The sequence below is a fragment of the Paraconexibacter sp. genome, from assembly GCF_041602235.1.
In the GTDB taxonomy this organism is placed as follows: Bacteria; Actinomycetota; Thermoleophilia; order Solirubrobacterales; family Solirubrobacteraceae; genus Paraconexibacter.
On the sequence record NZ_JBFIGP010000355.1, the window covers coordinates 1 to 3414 of the forward strand.

Annotated in this window: 5 protein-coding genes; 4 read left to right on the top strand and 1 reads right to left on the bottom strand. The window is 74.6% G+C overall.

Features of this window, described 5'->3' with window-relative positions; genetic code table 11:
• Positions 1–514, bottom strand: a 514-nt coding sequence (locus tag ABYE80_RS18740; protein WP_372791837.1) for a Kelch repeat-containing protein, incomplete at its 3' end; no start/stop codon positions are given.
• A gap of 277 nt (positions 515–791) precedes the next feature.
• On the opposite strand from ABYE80_RS18740, the gene fliJ reads away from it, so the two are divergent.
• The 4 genes from fliJ to ABYE80_RS18760 all read left to right on the top strand — a co-directional run.
• Positions 792–1268 carry a flagellar export protein FliJ gene (gene fliJ, locus ABYE80_RS18745; protein ID WP_372791838.1) on the top strand — a complete coding sequence of 159 codons (477 nt, stop codon included), beginning with the start codon at positions 792–794 and terminating at the stop codon, positions 1266–1268.
• Positions 1265–1900 carry a lytic transglycosylase domain-containing protein gene (locus tag ABYE80_RS18750; protein ID WP_372791839.1) on the top strand — a complete coding sequence of 212 codons (636 nt, stop codon included), beginning with the start codon at positions 1265–1267 and terminating at the stop codon, positions 1898–1900. Before fliJ ends, ABYE80_RS18750 begins: the two co-directional genes overlap by 4 nt.
• A gap of 6 nt (positions 1901–1906) precedes the next feature.
• Positions 1907–3214 (top strand): flagellar hook-length control protein FliK, encoded by a 1308-nt coding sequence (locus ABYE80_RS18755; RefSeq protein WP_372791840.1) that lies wholly within the window; start codon positions 1907–1909, stop codon positions 3212–3214.
• 9 nt (positions 3215–3223) lie between these two features.
• Positions 3224–3414, top strand: a 191-nt coding sequence (locus tag ABYE80_RS18760) for a flagellar hook capping FlgD N-terminal domain-containing protein (protein WP_372791841.1), incomplete at its 3' end; no start/stop codon positions are given.

The following is a 3414-nucleotide window of genomic DNA, read 5'->3' on the forward strand; positions in this document are numbered from 1 at the left end:
GACCGCCCGTGACGAGCACCTTGCCGGAGGGGAGGAGGGTCGCGGTGTGGTCACGCCGGGCCTGGCCGAGGGGGCCGACGACGGTGAACGCCCCCGTGGCGGGGTCGTACAGCTCTGCACTGGCAATCGTGTCGAAGGAGTTCCCGGCGGCCGTCACGCCGTGACCCCCGGTGATGAGGACTTTGCCAGAGGGCAGCAGGGTCGCGGTGTGGTTGCCCCGAGCGGTGTTGAGGCTGCCGGTCGGGGCGAAGGTCCCAGTACTCGGGTCGTACAGCTCGGCGGCCGCCTCGTAGGAGTTCGGACGGAAGCCGCCGACGATGAGGACCTTGCCGTCGGGAAGAAGGGTGGCGGTGTGGTCGATGCGGCCGGTAACGAGCGAGCCCGTGGGCGTGAAGGTGCCCGCGTGGGCCGGGGTCGCGGCGATCGCGATCAGCAGGCAGCTGGTCACGACGGCGGTCAGCCGCCGGCAGCGGATCTTTGCGCCCCGGCCTGGTGCTGCGATCCCTCGGTGCACGACGGTCCCCCCTGAGGTCTCCGGATGGCGCACGACGCCGTCCGCCGGCGCCTCCCCTGCACGGCGGGCGCTCGAGCGATACTAGGAAGCGGTGCGACGGCGTGTCAAGCGCGCTGGGAGCGTGACAGCCACGATCGCGAACGGGCCCGCTGGAGGCCCAGCAGGGTCGTGCGGCTGCCTCTGGTGATGCCCCTCGGGCACGGTGCTCGGACCCGCCCACTCGGAGGTTCGTCCAGGCTCCCTCACCCCGCGACAGGCACGGCCGACCACCCCGGCTGTGAAGGAGCAGTTCGACTTCGGGCTCGAGCGGGTGCGCAAGGTGCGCGCCCACGCCGAGGACCGCGCCAAGGAAGCCCTCGCCGCGAGCATCGCCCACCGCCTGCGCGGGGAGGCGACGCTCCAGTCGGTCAGCGAGCAGATCCGCACGGCGCAGGACAGCCACCGCGAGGGACTCTTCGACGGTGACGCCGGGCAGACCGCGGTGATCGACCCGTCGGCGCTCGTGCGCCGCCAGGCCTACCTCGAGCGGCTGGAGCGCACGCGCATCGTCGCCGCGCTGGAAGTCGATCGTGCCGAGGCCGAGGTGGACGCCCGCAGGCAGGTACTCACCGGTGCCAGCCGCAAGCGCGAGGTCCTCGACCGGCTGCGCGACCGCCAGGCCGCGACGCACGCGCTGGCGTGGAACCGCCACCAGGGCGCGCAGCTCGACGAGATCGCCCTGCAGGCGCACATCCGCGGACGGGCGGCAGCGTGAGCATCCCCGCCTTCGACCGTGTCGCCGAGCTGCAGCAGCTCGCTTCGACGCTGCTGACGCCGGTCGCTTCCCCGGCGTCGCCGGCCGCTCCTGACGCCGCGACATCGACCTTCGCGAGCATGCTCGCCGGCGCTCAGGCGCCGTCCTCGACGACCGCGACGACCGCGACGTCGAGCACCCCCTTCGGAGCCGAGATCGAAGCGGCAGCGGCCAAGAACGGGATCGAGCCCGCACTTCTGCGCGCACTCGTGCGTCAGGAGTCCGGGTTCGATCCCGCGGCCCGCAGCAGCGCAGGCGCGGTCGGGCTCACCCAGCTCATGCCCGGCACCGCGGCATCGCTCGGCGTCGATCCCACCGACCCGGTGCAGGCCCTCGACGGCGGCGCCCGGTACCTGCGGCAGCAGCTCGACCGCTTCGGCGGTGACGAGCGTCTGGCGCTCGCCGCCTACAACGCTGGTCCGGGCGCGGTCGCCCGGCACGGCGGCGTCCCGCCGTACGCCGAGACCCAGGCGTACGTCGAGCGCGTGCTCGGCTACGCGAACGCCGATCGGGCCGCTGCTCGGACTCCGCTGGCCCCCACGGTCCCACCGCCCTCCGCTTCGCTCACCTCTCTGCCGTACTCGACCGTCTAGGACCGCATGCGACCGACACCCGTCGCGGACGCGAACAGCGTCACGCCGGCACGTCCCCGACGCGAGGGACCGCCGGCTGACCCGCTGGCGTTCCCCGCGCTGCTCGAGAAGACCACGGCCCGGACCGCACCTGCGGAAGGCCACACCGCGAAGCCCCAGTCGCGACGACGCGGCGAGAGCGACGACGCAGGCCGCGTGCCCGCGGGTCCCCGCTCCACCGCTGCCGGTGCCTCGCCCTCGACCGACGGCGACCCCGGCCTTCCCACCGTCCCCGGCGCGACGGCGCCGGAGCCCGCTACAGCCCCCGATCCCGCAGCCGTGGACGCCGTCGGAGGGACGGCGATCCCATCCGCCGCGGCGTCGGGGGCCGTCGCGGGAGGCGTCACGATCGGAGCGCCCGGTGCACCGGGTACTCCGGCACCGGACGCCGACGATCTTCCCGCCGTGACGCCCGGCGTCGCCCCGACAGTGGCCCCGGCGGCCACCGCCGCAGCGTCCGCGGAGCCCAGCGCCGGCCCCGGAGTCGCGACCGGCTCCACGGGCGACGACGGCCTCACCCCGGGGACGGCGACGTCCGCCACGCCAGGTGACACGCCGGTCATCGTCCCCGGCGTGGCGCGTCAGGGTGCCCCCGATGGCCCGGGCGCCCTCGCCGATCCCGGCACCGACGAGGCGGAGTCGGGCGCAGGCCCGGCGATAGCACCGGACACCCCCGTGGGCACCGACTCGCACGAAGCTGCCGGGGGCGCCGGTACGCAGCGGCGAGGCGACGGTCCCGCCGCCCTGCCGACGCCCACGGCACCGGCCGCATCCGCCGCGGTCCCGGCGACGCCCACGGCCCCGGCGTCGATCACCCCCGTGCCCCCTGGCGCCTGGGTCTCGCGCGGCCTGGCGCACACCGTCGAGCGGCTGCAGGACCTCGTCCACGTCGCCACGGCGCGCGGGGTCGCCCGCGCCAAGCTGCAACTGCACCCGCAGGAGCTCGGCGGCATCGAGGTGCGGCTTCGCACCTCCGACGCCGGCCTCGTGGCGACGATCACCGCGCAGAACGCCGAGGCGGTGCACGCGGTCACGCAGGCCGGCGCCGAGCTGCGCCGCAGCCTGGAGGAGCGCGGCATCACCATCGCGAGCCTCGACATCGGGATCGCGGCCGACGGCCGGTCGCAGCACGGCTGGCAGCGCCGTCCCGGGGACACCGGGTCCGGCAGCCGTCGCGAGGTCTCCCCGATCGCCGCCGATCCGACGACCACCACCGACGACGACCTCGACGCGACCGGCGCGCCTGCGGGCGCGCTCGTCGACGTCCACGCCTAGGAGGCAGCCATGCCCGTCAACGCCGTCACCACCAGCACTCCCGTGACCGCCACCAATCAGTCCAACGCGGCCTCGTCGCTGCAGCTGGGCAAGGACGCGTTCATGAAGATGATGATCGAGTCGTTGCGCCAGCAGGACCCCAGCAACGCCGCCGACAGCAAGGAGTTCGTCCAGCAGCTGTCGCAGATGACCTCGCTGGA

Excerpts from the sequence above, each read along its gene's own strand:
- ABYE80_RS18755 (WP_372791840.1), top strand. The coding sequence starts at position 1,907 with ATGCGACCGACACCCGTCGCGGACGCGAACAGCGTCACGCCGGCACGT.